We start from the raw sequence: 13110 nt of genomic DNA, 5'->3' as shown, positions 1-13110 counted from the left end.
CGGGATCGACAAGACCCAGGTGAATCGGTTGTCGACGTGGCTGAACACTGCTTACCCGAGCGGCAACTATCTGAGCCTGATCAAGTAAGCGGCAAGTAGTAATCAAGTGCATGAGAGAACGCGAGGCCTCGGAATATCCGGGGCCTCGTGTTTTTTATTCCCGCGAACCTTTGGATGAACGCCTGTTCAAGCCGTAGCCGCGCTTGCCGGCACTGTCTGAAGCCGCTTCAGCGCTTCGCCGTTTTCGCGGAACAGATGCGTGTGACGCAGGTTGAAACCGGCATCGATGGGTTGGCCGTCAACCGCGGTCGATTCCCCCGAGCCTTTCACCTGGATCAGGACATCGCCGTCGAGGTTCACATGCAGCAAGGTTTCGCCGCCAAGGTGCTCGACCACCATCACCGTGCCGGACAACTTCCCTTCTGCGCCGCTCGCAGCCGTTTCCATCAGATGCTCGGGACGGATGCCGAAGCTCAGCGTATCGCCGGCCGTCACCCCATCGGCGACGAACGGCAACGTGATGGACGCTCCTCCCGGCAAGCCGATCGTTACGCCGGCCGTGTCCGCGCGCTGAACCTTGGCGGGCAGGAAATTCATCTTCGGCGATCCGATAAACCCGGCAACGAAACGGTTCACCGGCGTCCTGTAAAGCTCGAGCGGCGAGCCGATCTGCTCGACCTTCCCATGATTCAACACCACGATCCGGTCCGCCATTGTCATGGCCTCGGTCTGGTCATGCGTCACGTAGATCATCGTTGCGTTGAGCTGCTTGTGCAGCTTGATCAGCTCAAGCCGCATCTGCACGCGTAGCGCCGCGTCGAGGTTGGACAACGGTTCATCGAAGAGAAACACCTTCGGTTCGCGCACGATCGATCGTCCGATCGCAACGCGCTGACGTTGGCCGCCTGATAACGCCCGAGGCTTGCGTTCAAGCAATTGTTCGATCTGCAGGATTTGTGCGGCGCGTTGCACGCGTTCCTTGATCTGAGCTTCGGGCAACTTGATCATCCGCAGTCCAAACGCAATGTTCTCGTACACCGACATATGCGGATACAGCGCGTACGACTGGAACACCATGGCCACCCCGCGTTGCGAGGGTTCGAGGTCGGTGACGTCTTCGCCACCAATCAGTACTTGCCCCGAGTCACTGCGTTCAAGGCCCGCGATGGTGCGCAGCAACGTGGATTTGCCGCACCCGGAAGGGCCGACGAACACCATGAACTCGCGATCGGTGACGGCAATGTCGACGCTCTTCAATACTTCCGTTCCGGCAAACGCCTTGCGGATCTGATGCAATTGAACTGCACTCATGCGTGTCTCCTGCAGATGCCCCGCGCCACGGATCAGCGCCTGAGCAAAGTAAGTTGCTTTGCATGCGGTATGCCCTGCAACGCAGCAAGCGGTGCTTTTCGAATTTGTTCTTGACAACCTGTTCGCGTCCAAATATACAATTGTAAAACTGAAATTACAAGTGAAACGGCAGGAAGAGCGGGATTACAAACGGGATTACAAGCGGGATTACAAGCAGGATCACAAGTCGGACCTTCAGCACGCTTGAACAGCTCAACCGGCGTCGACCGCTTTGGGCATTTTAAAAAGAACTACCCAGGAGACAGGCATGAAGAAGCATTGCACGCAGGCCGCGGCGTTCGCGCTGCTGGGCGTTACGGCATCCTTGCTATCAGTATCGAATGCGTCCGCATGGACGTTGAAGGAAGCAGCGGAGCCTTATTCCGGCACGACCATCAAGGCTGTCTTTCTTGACCGGCCGGGATACAAGGCGGCATCGAAACTGATACCCCAGTTCGAGAAAGAGACCGGCATCAAGGTTCGTACTGAGGTTATCCCTTACGAGAACACCCGCGAAAAGCAGGTGCTTAACTTCGTCGGCGGCGGCGACCAGGACGTGGTGCTCGTGGACGTGGTCTGGATTGGCGAGTTCGCGAGCAACAAGTGGCTCGTGCCCATCAAGACCTTTACCGACAACCCCAAGCTCGCCGATCCCAAGCTGAACCTGCCGGGATTCTTCCCGATCCTGCTGGACTCCTTCGGCACCTGGGACAAGACCACCTACGGTCTTCCGTTCGATAACTACTCGGGCCTGATGTTCTACAACAAGTGCATGTTGAAGGACGCGGGTTTCAACGAACCGCCGAAGACGTGGGACGAACTGCTGAACGTCTACGCGCCGAAGCTGACGAAACCCGACAAGAACCAGTTTGCGTTTGCGCTGCAGTCGCGTCGCGGCGAAACGCAATCGGCCGACAGCTTCATGCGCATGTTGTGGCCCAACGGCGGGTCGTTGCTCGACGCAAAGTTCAAATCGAACCTGATGTCGCCGCAATCGCAGGCGGGTCTCGAGTACCGGCAGAAGCTGATGAAGTACATGCCGCCGGGCATTGTCGATTACGACCATGCGGAGGCCGTGAATGCGCTCGCGCAAGGGCAGGTCGCGATGATCACGGAATGGTCGGCGTTCTATCCCACGCTCACTGATCCGAGCAAGTCGAAGATCGGCGATTGCCTGGCGATCACGACCGAACCGAAGGGGCCTGCCGGACTCAAGCCTGCGCTGGGCGGATTCTCGCTGGCCGTGAACGCGAAGTCGAATGCGAAGAAGCAGGCAGCGTCGTGGCTGTTCATCCAGTGGATCACTTCCGAGGAAATGGCCAAGCCGTATCTGGAAGCGGGCGGTGTCAGCGGCCGCACGGCGGTCTACAAGGAAGCCGATGTTCAAAGCAAGTATCCGTTCGTGAAGCCGATGGTCGAATCGTGGCAAGGCGGCGTGCCTGACTACCGGCCGCGTTTCCCGGAATGGCCGGCCGTGTCGGAAGTGATCGGCGAGTGGGGCAGCAAGATCATGCTCGGCCAGGTATCGGTGAAAGACGGTGCACAGACGATCGGCACGAAGACAGAAGACATCCTGAAGAAAGCGGGTTACTACGACGGCAAGAAGCCTTTGCTCAAGTAAAGCCGATGAGAGGGGCATTGCGTGCGCAATGCCTCTTGCTCACGTTGAGCCAACCTGCGGAGAGGTTTCATGCTCAAGACCACGGTTCCACCAGCGACCGGCGCAATGCGTCCGCGACCGCGCGCGCGTTTTCGGTTCATGCCGCGATCGCCCGCGTTCTGGTTTTTGTTTCCCGCCGTCGCGGCGCTGGCGATCATCGGCATTTATCCGCTGCTGCTCGCGGTCTACAACTCGTTTCATCAGTACAAGCTTGCGGACCTGGCTTCAGGAACGCCTTTTGTCGGTATCGATAATTACGTCGCCACGCTCACCGATCCGTCATTCTGGGGCGCTCTGGGCCGCACGGTCATGTTCCTTTGCCTGACCTTGCCTGTCGAGCTCGCATTCGGCCTGTTCGCTGCGTTGATGCTGCACAGGACGGCGCTGCCTTGGCTGCGTGTGGCGGCGCGCGTGGGTCTCGTGATTCCGATGGCAACCACCTACGCTGTAGTGGGATTGATCGGCCGCCTGATCTTCAATCGGCAGTTCGGCGTGGTCAACTATCTGCTGAGCTTCTTTGGCATCCCGCCCCTCGACTGGCTCGCTGACCCCACGCTTGCGTTCGTCTCCGTGATGATCATGGACATCTGGCAATGGACGCCGTTCTGCGCATTGATCCTGCTTGCGGGTCTTGCGATGGTTCCGAAAGAAGCCGAGGAAGCCGCGCGTCTCGAGACGCCGAAGTGGAGCAAGATCCTATGGCACCTGCAACGGCCGTATCTGTTGCCGGGTCTCACCGCCATCCTGATTCTGCGTTCCGCCGACATGCTCAAGATGTTCGATGCCGTGTTCACCATGACCCGCGGCGGTCCGGGCACGGCGACCGAATTCATCAGCATCTACATCCAGCGCGTCGCGTTCCGTCTCTTCGATCAAGGCATGGCTTCCGCTCAGGCGGTCTTGCTGCTGATCCTTACGATCGTGCTGTCGCGGCTCTATATTCGTTTTGTTTATCGGGAGGCTGTGTGAGCACATCAACTGCTGACAATGTGACTGTCACACCGCTTTCGTCGCGCGCACGCCGGGCGAAAAACGCGCGTCGCCGTGCGACGGTCTGGCACGTGATCGGTTTGCTGATCGTGTTCCTCACGTCGGTGTTTCCGTTCTACTGGATGGTCACGACGAGCCTCAAGAGCCAGGCCGATGCGCTCGCCGTTCCCCCCGTGTGGCTTTTCACGCCAACGCTTGCGCACTACACCGACGCACTCTTCGAACACGATGTTGCCGCGAGCTTGCTCAACTCGCTGCTCGTGGCGAGCAGCGCAACCTTCCTGTCGATCCTGCTCGGGGCGCCCGCTGCATATGCGCTTGCGCGGTTCGAGTTTCGCGGCAAGGAGGACTTGTGGTTCTGGTTTATCTCGAACCGCATGGTGAGCCCTGTAGTACTCGCGGTGCCATTCTTCCTGATCGCAACCAAGCTTGGTCTCGTCGATACCCACATCGTGCTGATCCTGCTGTATCTGACCTTCTCGCTGCCCATTGTCGTATGGATCTGCACGGATCAGTTTCGCAACATCCCGGTTGAACTCGATGAAGCCGCGCGTCTCGACGGCGCTTCCCCGTGGCGCATTTTCTGGCGCATCAACCTGCCGCTGGCGATGCCGGGCATTGTGGTGTCTGCCATCTTCGCGTTCATCTTTTCGTGGAACGATTTGCTGTATGCGCTGGTTCTCACCCGCACCGACGCCATCACGTCACCTGTTGCCGCCACGAGTTACATGAGCGGCTATGAATTGCCGTGGGGCGAAATCATGGCGACGGGGACGCTGATCGTGTTGCCGATGGTCGTGTTCGCGCTGGCGGTGTCGGGCAGGCTGGTACAGGGGCTCACCATGGGCGCGGTGAAATGAAAGGTGACGCAAGGGTGGGTGCATTACCATCGCGCCGTCCCTATCGAAACCCATCACGCTCATGAACAAGCCCGCATCGCCCGCCGTCGCCGCGTCAGCCGAGCCCTTTGTCGATACCGAAGAGGAGCTGCAGGCGCGCGTAGCGTGGCATTACTACGTCGGCAACCTCACGCAGCAGGAGATCGCGCAGCGCATTGGCAGCAACCGTGTGCGCGTAAACCGGCTGCTTGCTGCGAGCCGCGAATCCGGCATGGTGCAGATCACCATCAACAGCCGGCTCGCGCCATGCGTCGCGTTGGAGGAAGCGCTGACCAAACGTTTCGGCCTGGAGGCGGCGGTCGTCGTGCCGACCGGCGCGAATAACGAAGCGAACATGGCCGCGATCGGTATTGGCGGCGCGACTTACCTGGCGCGTCAGATCGAGGCGGGGCAGACCATCGGGCTTGGCTGGGGCCGCACGATTCGAGCGGTGCTTCGGGCGTTGCCGCAGCGCGCGTACGGGCCGGTATCGGCGGTGTCGCTGCAAGGCGGCCTGTCGCATTGCCCGAGCATCAATACGTTCGACATTGTCTCGGACTTCGCGAACCTCTGTCAGGCCGATGGTTTTTTGTTCGCGGCGCCCATTTACGTAAGCAGCCAGAACGTTCGCGACATGCTGCTGCAGGAGGGCGCCGTGCGCGAGACGTATGAGCGCGCGCGCCAATCCGATCTTGCATTGCTGACGTGCGGCGACCTGACGGAATCGCTCGTGGTGACTTACGGCATCAACGACCCCGAGCAGGTCCGAACGCTCGAGAAAGCCGGCGCGGTCGGCGACATGCTCGGTCACTTCATGGACGCCGATGGCGAGGCGATCGATCATCCGCTGAATCGCCGTACGGTCGCGATCACGCTCGGCGATCTACGCAAGATCAAGCGCGTCGTGCTGGTGAGCGGCGGCGCGAAGAAGTTCGTGGTGACGCGCGCTGCGTTGCGCGGGCGTTATCCATCAGTGCTGGTAACAGACGAAGAGACCGCGCGCCGTCTCTGCGATGAACCTTGAAAGGACAATGAACGTGGACCGGAATCGCGAGTTCGAAGGCAAGACGGTGCTGATCACCGGGGCAGGGAAGGGCATTGGCTACGCGACTGCGTTATTGATGGCCGAGCGCGGCGCACACGTGGTTGCGCTGAGCCGTTCTCAGGCTGACCTGGATGCGCTCGCCGCGCTGATCGATTGCAAGACCATAGCGGTCGATCTTGGGGATGCGGCTGCTGCGTTGAAGGCTGCGCAAGAAGCGCAGCCGGTTGACTTGCTCGTGAACTGCGCGGGCATTGCCGAGCTCGGCGCTTTCCTCGATGCAACCATCGACGCTTTTGATCTTACGATGGCCGTGAACGTTCGCGCCGCAATGATCGTCGCGCAGGAATGCGCGCGCAGCATGATTGCAAGGGGCAACGGTGGCGCGATCGTCAATGTGTCGAGTATCGCGGCTCAGGTCGGAACGCCTTTGCACGCGTCGTATTGCGCATCGAAGGCCGCGCTGGACGCATTGAGCCGCGTCATGGCCGTCGAACTCGGCGTTTATGGCATACGCGTGAACACGGTCAATCCGGTCATCACGCTCACGCCCATGGCGGAAAAAGTCTGGAGCGAGCCGGCAAAGTCCGATCCCATGCTGGCTCGCATCCCCTTGCGTCGATTCGTGCAGCCTGAAGAGGCGGCCTGCACGATTGCGTACCTTCTCGGCGAAGATTCAAGCATGGTCAACGGCGTAAGCCTTGCTTTGGACGGCGGCTTTCAGGCCGGCTGATTTTTATCCACGTTACCCCTTTGCAGAGGGCTTCAATCATGGAAGCACTGGTTCTTGAAGAAGCGCGTCGCATCAGCTTGCGTCCGTTCACATTGCCGCAGGTCGTGGGCCCCCGCGACGTGCGCATCCGCATCAACACGGTTGGCATTTGTGGCAGCGATATCCACTATTATCAGCATGGGCGCATCGGGCCGTTTGTCGTGAACGAACCGATGGTGCTCGGTCACGAAGCCGCAGGCACGGTAATCCAGATCGGTGACGAAGTCACGCATCTGAAAGTGGGGGACCGCGTTTGCATGGAACCGGGCGTGCCCGATATGGAGTCACGTGCATCGCGCGAAGGTCTGTACAACCTCGATCCAAGCGTGCGTTTCTGGGCAACGCCGCCGGTTCATGGATGTCTGACGCCATTCGTCGTGCACCCGGCCGCGTTCACGTTCAAGCTGCCAGACAACGTGACGTTCGGCGAAGGCGCGATCGTCGAGCCGTTGGCTATCGGCATGCAGGCCGCGACGAAGGCGAAGATCAAGCCAGGGGACGTGGCTGTCATTCTTGGCGCCGGAACCATCGGCATGATGTGTGCGCTGGCCGCGCTTGCGGGCGGTTGCAGCCGCGCGATCGTGTGTGATCTCGTGCCGGAAAAGCTCGAGTTGATCGGAGGCGTGCAAGGCGTGACGGCCGTGAACATCCGGGAGCGCAAGGTGAAGGACGTTGTCGCCGAACTCACCGATGGCTGGGGCGCAAACATCGTCTTCGAAGCAAGCGGCAACGAGAAGGCGTTCGATGGCATTGTCGACCTGCTGTGTCCGGGCGGTTGCATCGTGCTGGTCGGTATGCCGCAGCATCCGGTGCCCATCGACATTGTCGCGGTACAGATCAAGGAAGTACGGATGGAATCGGTCTTCCGTTACGCCAACATGTTCCCGCGCGCGATCCAGTTGATCGCGTCGGGCCGGCTGGATGTGAAGCCGTTCATCTCGCGCTCGTTCGCATTTGCCGACGGCATCAAGGCCTTCGAGGAAGCGGCGAGCGGCAATCCAACCGACGTCAAGGTTCAGATCGTGATGGAATGACGTTCAGGTCCATTCCTGGAGTAACGGACCTTTGCGCCCGGCGACAGGATCGCTGCGCGGAAACGGCAACGCTTCCATTGCAGCGATCTCTTCCTTCAATAAAGCATCGCGCCGGATATCCCATTGCTGCCCTTCTGGATACGCGCCGACAACCTGGAAGCGTCCTTCCGTCGATTGCAGGCAATGTCCCGTGCCAGCCGGAAGCAGCACGACATCGCCGGCTGCGATAGAAACAACTTCGCCTCCCGGGCCGCCGATGATCACATCGGCCTTGCCAGAAATCACTGCAAGCGCTTCATGCGCCGTCGAATGAAAGTGGTGGTAATCGAAGATGCTGTCGCGCCATTGCGGCAGCCATTCGTTGCCCGCGAGCAGCGTTTCGAAAGTCTTGCCGAGATCCTTTGTTGACGGATCGACCGCTCGTCGATAAATCAAAACGGGCAAGCGGCTATTGTTGGGAACCCACGCATGCGGTGCGAGCTTGAGCGTCTCAAATGCGATATCCGCCGGATGAAATGCCGAGTCGAGTTCGTGTTTCATGATCAGGACCTCCTTGCTTTAACTGCCTTTACGTAACGTGCTATGAATGTCCGTGTCTCGCCGTCAGGAAACAAAACGGCGACGCGATCACCGCTCATCATTTCCACGTGGCCATTTCCGTATTTACGGACCTGGACCGCATCCCCGGGATTCCATACTTTGGCTGCCCGCTTCGGCGTGGAAGCGGGCTGCTGCAATTCGCGCGGGCTCGGTACGACTGTTGGCGGGGAAACGCAGTTGTCGCACTTGCAGCAGACGCCGCCATCGAGTTCGTCGGGCATGCTCAATACAGCTTCATGCAAACGAGCCGCATCCAGATGCGCGTGAAAATAATCGAGCAGGATGCGCCAGCGGCACTGGCCGCTTTGCGCGTAACCGATCATCCGTTCAAGCACTTCGCGATCGTGTGCTGCCCTCTGCGTGAACCGTTGCGCGGCTTCCTGCATATCGTGCGGGGCGTCGGTGTCGAGCACGGTCACGCTGCCTTTGCGTGTGCGTCGAATCATCCGCATGTCCTGCAACACGGATAGCACCGTCCGTAATTTGTTCAAGCCAATCTCCGGCAGCGCTTCGTGCAGCGAGTCGACGGGTGTATCGATCAGCTTGCGTTCATTCCCGCTCGCGAGCTTTCGCAGGGCATCGGCACAACGCGTAAGCGTTTCGACACTCGGATAACGGCCGCTCAGGAAAAATTGTTGGACCTGCTTGTCCTTCAATTCGAACAGCAGGATGCAGTGCGCTTCGGCTCCATCGCGTCCCGCGCGGCCGGCTTCCTGGTAGTAGGCTTCGAGGCTTCCCGGCATCTGGTGGTGAATGACAAAACGGATATCCGGTTTGTCGATACCCATGCCGAAAGCGTTTGTCGCGACCATCACACGGCATCGATTCTCCATGAACGCGTCTTGCGCCGCCGTGCGTTCTGATGCGGACATCTTGCCGTTGTACCGTTGAGCTTCTATTCCCGCTTCCATCAATTCCGCGTGGACCGCATTGCATTCGGCAACCGTCGAACAATAGACAATGCCAGTCCCTTCTAGCGCCTGAATCCGTTCAAGCAAACGCGTGCGTTTCTCTTTCGGATTGGTCAGTTGTTCGACCGCAAACACCAGGTTGTCCCGATACACCCCTGTATTGATGACCTGTGCGTCCTTCATATCGAGCTCGCGCAGGATGTCTTCTACAACTGCAGGCGTTGCCGTCGCAGTCAGCGCCAGAACGGGCGGCCTGCCAAGCGCCTTGATGGACTGCAGCATCTCCACGAAAGCCGGCCGGAAGTCGTGACCCCACTGCGAGATGCAATGCGCTTCATCGATCACGATCAACTGCGTCCCGGGCTTGCCACGCTCGTTGAGCATTTCGACAAAATCCGCCTTTGCCAGCCGCTCGGGGGTAAGGAACAAAAAGCGGCTCTCGCCTGAATCGATGTCGCGGATCGCCTGCCGTTCATCCGCCGCCGAAAGCCCGCTGTGCAGCGCAACCGCCGCGATACCGGATTCGCGCAGCTTGTCCGACTGATCTTTCATCAGCGATATCAGCGGCGAGACCACGAGCGTCAGGCCGCCGAGCTGCAACGCCGGAAGTTGATAGCACAGCGACTTGCCCGCGCCCGTGGGCATGACGGCGAGCGTGTCGTGGCCGTCAAGGACGCTGCGAATCACTTCCTCCTGCCCGGGTCGCAGTGCATCGATGCCAAAGACATCATGCAAGGACGCCTTGAGCCGCTTCTTCAGCGTGCCCTGAAGCAACTCCTTGATGGGTTTGCCCAGCTTGGATTCGGTCGTCACATGCGTGCCTGCACTGGTAAAGGGGGATGTCCTTGGCTCGCTACTGCACTCAGCAAACGCGGTGCCGCGTCCTGCCAGACTTCCAAAATCAATACCGATAACTGTCATATTGCTTTCATACATGAAACTTACACTTCGCCTTCATTGCGCGCTGGTCACCGCTTAAGCCGGACGCAACCTACCCACAAACCCGGACAAGAAGACATGCAAGAGCAGCCCGATTTTTCCCGCCGCAAGACCCTGAAACTGCTGATCGGCGCACCCATGCTGCCTTTGGGCGCTTTCTCCATTTCGACACTTTTGTCCGGTTGTGGCGGTGGCGACGACGCTGTTGCGGGCACGTCGGCATCGTTCAAATCGGCGGCGTTTTCGTCGATGGCTGCGCCTTCTCTCGCCAATCCCGCAGCCATGGCAACGACCACGGTCGCGTCGACGCTCACCGTAACCATGAGCGACGGCAGCACGCAGGACTACAAGCTCGCGTACCAACCTTTCTTCGTGACCGGCGACATGGTTCCGAACGGCAACGGCGGCACGATCCTGAGCGGCGGATATTTCGATATCAACAACCAGCCGATCATCGACCGTTCGGTGCCGGGGAAGGAGCGCCAGTTCTTTTCGGATTGCCCGGATGGAAGCTCGCTGCTCTCCCTCGATAAACCCACCGTCCCCGGCATCAAGGGCCGTGCCGTGTTCGCCGTGGTCCAGTTCGAATACGCAACGCGCGACCAGAGCCTCGTGTCGGCGTATGGACAACTGCCGTCGCCGATCGCGGTATTGACGCTCGACCAGGACCAGACCACGGGCAAGCTCACGCTCGTGAAGTATCACAACGTGGATACGTCGAAGGCGAACGGTTTGTGGATCACATGCGGGGCGAGTCTTTCGCCGTGGAACACGCATTTGTCGAGCGAAGAGTACGAGCCGGACGCAACGACCATATCAAGCAACGCGCAGTTCAAGGCCTACAGCACGAGCCTCTACGGCGATGCAACCCGCGCCAATCCCTACAACTATGGCCACTTGCCCGAAGTGACCGTGAATCCGGACGGCACCGGCACGATCAAGAAGCACTATTGCCTCGGCCGCATCTCGCATGAGCTGGTCCAGGTGATGCCGGACAAGCGCACGGTGATGATGGGCGACGACGCGACCAACGGCGGCCTGTTCATGTTCATCGCGGATCGTGCGGAGGATCTGTCGTCCGGGACGCTGTATGTGGCGAAGTGGGCGCAGACGTCATCGGCTAGAGCGGGGTCGGCGAACCTCACGTGGATCAAAATTGGCAGCGCGACAAGCGCCGAGATCGAAGCGATGGCCTCGCGCCTGAAGGCATCGGACATCATGGATGTGGCGACCAAGGATCCGCTCGATACCAGCTTCAAGAAGATCAATTACAACGGCACGTTCAACTGGATCCGCATCAAGCCGGGCATGGAGAAGGCGGCTGCATATCTGGAGACGCATCGCTACGCGGCATTCATTGGCGGGAGTCTGGGATTTACGAAGCTCGAAGGCACGACCGTCAACGCTAAGGAGAAGGTCGTCTACACGGCGATGTCGCGCGTCGAGAAGTCGATGGTGAAGGGCAACTCCGCCTCGACCGATGTCGCCGTGGACGCCGCCATCAGCGCCGGCGCGGTCTATGCGCTGAACCTTAAATCAGCGCAGAAGGACACGAGCGGCGCCGCGATCAACAGCGAATGGGTTCCCGTCGATATGGCCGCGCCGACCGCCCTCGTGGGCGAAGACCTCGCGACGCCGGATGCCCTGGGCAACACGGCGAGCGCCGCGAAGATCGCGAATCCGGACAACGTAAAGTTCTCGGAGAAGTTGCGCACACTCTTCATTGGCGAAGATTCCAGCATGCACGTGAACAACTTCCTGTGGGCTTATAACGTCGATACAAAGACCTTGTCGCGTGTGCTCTCGTGTCCGGCCGGCGCGGAATCCACTGGCCTTCATGCCGTCGATGAAATCAACGGCTGGACCTACATCATGACGAACTTCCAGCACGCCGGCGACTGGGAAAGCCCGGTTCACGACAAGGTGAAGGCCACGCTGGACCCGCTCGTGCGGGCCAACTACAAGGACCGCTTCGGCGCCACCGTGGGTTACCTCACCGCCGACACGACCAGCATCAAGCTCGGCAAAAGCTAGGACCCTTTGCGGTAGCCGTCGTCAAGCGTCTTCAGGAACGCGATGATGTCCTTCATTTCCTGGGCCGTCATCGCGGGCTTGTCGCCGAACTTGCGATCGAAGGGTGCATCGGCTACGTCGATGTTCGCGTGCAGTTGTGCGGGAAGATCGTCGTATTTGTTGACCTTGCCATCCGCGCCCTTCGGATAGAACTTTTCAGGGGCGGTGTTGCGCTCGTTGTAGAACGCCATGACGTCATCGAGCGAATGATAGACGCCGTTATGGAAGAAGACCTGGCGCGTGGCGGCGTTGCGCAGCGTGGGCGTGAGGAACATGCCGCAATATTGCGTCTGGTCCTTGATGTCACTGCGGAAGGGACCGCATACGCCCATGTCGAAGAACTTGGGATCGTTGTTGATCGCAAGCTTGGTATTGCGCGGGACGCCCAGTGCTTCGTACTGGTAGTCGGTGAACATCGGCGGCGTGCCGTCGGAAGCGGGCTTCGACAAGTGGCAGCCGGCGCAGTTCGCTTTGTCGGGATCGTTGAAAAGACGCAGGCCGTGCAGCTCCGCTTGCGTCAGGCGCGCCTTGCCTTCGAGCCAGTAATCGTACTTGCTCGAATACGGATGAAACGCCTGCTCTTCGATCTGATAACGCGCGACCGCGAACATGGCCTCGGACGTTGCCAGCTCCGTGCTCTTGAAGATGTTCGGGCCGAACAACTGCTTGAAGTCGCCCATGTAAGCCGTGCGCTGCAGTTTGGCCGAGACATCCTCGAGACTCGTGTTCGCCATTTCAACGGCATTGAGCATCGGGCCCGATGCCTGTGCCTGAAGGGTGTCGGCGCGGCCGTCCCAGAAAAAACCGCCTTGCGGGACCATGGCAGGCGCGGCGGGTGCAGTACCCGCGTTCTTTTGCGCC

11 protein-coding genes are annotated in these 13110 nt (G+C 59.7%); 7 read left to right on the top strand and 4 right to left on the bottom strand.

All coding sequences use genetic code 11. The features are described 5' to 3' along the window. Nucleotides 1-186 precede the first annotated feature (186 nt). Nucleotides 187-1311 (bottom strand): ABC transporter ATP-binding protein, encoded by a 1125-nt coding sequence (locus ACRXB1_RS16645; protein WP_449492600.1) that lies wholly within the window; start codon nt 1309-1311, stop codon nt 187-189. 307 nt (nt 1312-1618) lie between these two features. Here ACRXB1_RS16645 and ACRXB1_RS16640 point away from each other — a divergent pair, with 307 nt between their 5' ends. The 6 genes from ACRXB1_RS16640 to ACRXB1_RS16615 all read left to right on the top strand — a co-directional run bounded on the left by ACRXB1_RS16640 (nt 1619) and on the right by ACRXB1_RS16615 (nt 7726). Beyond that, nucleotides 1619-2971, top strand: coding sequence for an ABC transporter substrate-binding protein (locus tag ACRXB1_RS16640; RefSeq protein WP_449492599.1), 1353 nt, complete (start codon nt 1619-1621; stop codon nt 2969-2971). Nucleotides 2972-3040: 69 nt separating this feature from the next. Continuing rightward, nucleotides 3041-3979: a carbohydrate ABC transporter permease gene (locus tag ACRXB1_RS16635; protein WP_062001318.1), complete on the top strand. Its 939-nt coding sequence runs from the start codon at nt 3041-3043 to the stop codon at nt 3977-3979. Next, nucleotides 3976-4860 (top strand): carbohydrate ABC transporter permease, encoded by an 885-nt coding sequence (locus ACRXB1_RS16630; RefSeq protein ID WP_449492598.1) that lies wholly within the window; start codon nt 3976-3978, stop codon nt 4858-4860. Before ACRXB1_RS16635 ends, ACRXB1_RS16630 begins: the two co-directional genes overlap by 4 nt. A gap of 61 nt (nt 4861-4921) precedes the next feature. Continuing rightward, a complete protein-coding gene (locus tag ACRXB1_RS16625) occupies nt 4922-5902 on the top strand; it encodes a sugar-binding transcriptional regulator (RefSeq protein WP_449492597.1) in 981 nt (326 codons plus the stop codon). Nucleotides 5903-5909: 7 nt separating this feature from the next. Beyond that, a complete protein-coding gene (locus ACRXB1_RS16620; RefSeq protein ID WP_449492596.1) occupies nt 5910-6653 on the top strand; it encodes an SDR family oxidoreductase in 744 nt (247 codons plus the stop codon). 38 nt (nt 6654-6691) lie between these two features. Further along, nucleotides 6692-7726 carry an NAD(P)-dependent alcohol dehydrogenase gene (locus ACRXB1_RS16615; protein ID WP_075358158.1) on the top strand — a complete coding sequence of 345 codons (1035 nt, stop codon included), beginning with the start codon at nt 6692-6694 and terminating at the stop codon, nt 7724-7726. A gap of 3 nt (nt 7727-7729) precedes the next feature. Here ACRXB1_RS16615 and ACRXB1_RS16610 read toward each other — a convergent pair whose 3' ends face one another. Beyond that, a complete protein-coding gene (locus tag ACRXB1_RS16610) occupies nt 7730-8266 on the bottom strand; it encodes a cupin domain-containing protein (protein WP_449492595.1) in 537 nt (178 codons plus the stop codon). A 2-nt stretch (nt 8267-8268) separates the two neighbouring features. Next, nucleotides 8269-10050: a RecQ family ATP-dependent DNA helicase gene (locus tag ACRXB1_RS16605; RefSeq protein WP_449492594.1), complete on the bottom strand. Its 1782-nt coding sequence runs from the start codon at nt 10048-10050 to the stop codon at nt 8269-8271. 204 nt (nt 10051-10254) lie between these two features. Between ACRXB1_RS16605 and ACRXB1_RS16600 the strand changes: the two genes are divergently transcribed. Continuing rightward, complete coding sequence (locus ACRXB1_RS16600; protein ID WP_449492593.1) at nt 10255-12210, top strand: PhoX family protein; 1956 nt, start codon at nt 10255-10257, stop codon at nt 12208-12210. On the opposite strand, the gene ACRXB1_RS16595 is transcribed toward ACRXB1_RS16600, so the two are convergent. Next, the coding region (locus ACRXB1_RS16595; protein ID WP_449492592.1) for a cytochrome-c peroxidase at nt 12207-13110 on the bottom strand (904 nt) is incomplete at its 5' end. The genes ACRXB1_RS16600 and ACRXB1_RS16595 overlap by 4 nt on opposite strands.

It is taken from the genome of Caballeronia sp. M23-90 (assembly GCF_053574605.1).
Note: the sequence above shows the minus strand (reverse complement) of the source record. Positions and strands in the feature narration are given on the sequence as shown.

What these genes read in the sequence shown, in the direction of transcription:
- ACRXB1_RS16645 (WP_449492600.1), bottom strand. Translation starts at nt 1,311, where the DNA reads ATGAGTGCAGTTCAATTGCATCAGATCCGCAAGGCGTTTGCCGGAACG.
- ACRXB1_RS16640 (WP_449492599.1), top strand. Translation starts at nt 1,619, where the DNA reads ATGAAGAAGCATTGCACGCAGGCCGCGGCGTTCGCGCTGCTGGGCGTT.
- ACRXB1_RS16635 (WP_062001318.1), top strand. Translation starts at nt 3,041, where the DNA reads ATGCTCAAGACCACGGTTCCACCAGCGACCGGCGCAATGCGTCCGCGA.
- ACRXB1_RS16625 (WP_449492597.1), top strand. Translation starts at nt 4,922, where the DNA reads ATGAACAAGCCCGCATCGCCCGCCGTCGCCGCGTCAGCCGAGCCCTTT.
- ACRXB1_RS16620 (WP_449492596.1), top strand. Translation starts at nt 5,910, where the DNA reads ATGAACGTGGACCGGAATCGCGAGTTCGAAGGCAAGACGGTGCTGATC.
- ACRXB1_RS16615 (WP_075358158.1), top strand. Translation starts at nt 6,692, where the DNA reads ATGGAAGCACTGGTTCTTGAAGAAGCGCGTCGCATCAGCTTGCGTCCG.
- ACRXB1_RS16610 (WP_449492595.1), bottom strand. Translation starts at nt 8,266, where the DNA reads ATGAAACACGAACTCGACTCGGCATTTCATCCGGCGGATATCGCATTT.
- ACRXB1_RS16600 (WP_449492593.1), top strand. Translation starts at nt 10,255, where the DNA reads ATGCAAGAGCAGCCCGATTTTTCCCGCCGCAAGACCCTGAAACTGCTG.